The organism is Burkholderia sp. BCC1644, assembly GCF_902833225.1.
Taxonomy (GTDB): domain Bacteria; phylum Pseudomonadota; class Gammaproteobacteria; order Burkholderiales; family Burkholderiaceae; genus Burkholderia.
This window is the reverse complement of record NZ_CADFEI010000072.1, coordinates 1-467: the sequence shown is the minus strand read 5'-3', so window position 1 is coordinate 467 and position 467 is coordinate 1. Positions and strand designations below refer to the sequence as shown.

Genomic DNA, 467 nt, shown 5'->3' with positions numbered 1-467 from the left:
GGCCATTCGCGTTCGAGCACGCGTGGCATCGTGAAGTAGATCGAGCCGAACATGATCATCGAAAAGAAGCCGTACAGGCCGAGATGGGCATGGGCCACCTTGTACTGCGTGAAATGCACGAGCCGGTTGAAGAACGGCAGCGCCTCGAGCGACCCCTGCAGCGATACGAGCGTGTACAGCACGGCGCCCAGCACGACGAAGCGCAGCGTAGGCGAGTGTTTCAGCGCGCCGAAGTGGCCGGCCACCGTCATATGGTGGTTCACACCGACGGCAAGCACCGGGACGATCATCATCACGCTCTGGACGACCGACACGCTCTGCAGCCATTGCGGAACCGGGCCGCCCAGCAGGTGGTGAATGCCGGCCTGGCTGTAGAACATGGCCAGGGCCCAGAAGCCGACGAGCGAGAGCGCGTACGAGTAGATGGGCCGCCCGAGCACCTTCGCGATGAAGTAATAGGCTGCGGC

Annotated in this window: 1 protein-coding gene; it reads right to left on the bottom strand. The window is 63.2% G+C overall.

All coding sequences use genetic code 11. From position 1 onward, the window contains the following. Positions 1 to 467: cbb3-type cytochrome c oxidase subunit I (locus HWX87_RS37760; protein ID WP_176051848.1), on the bottom strand; the 467-nt coding region annotated here is incomplete at both ends.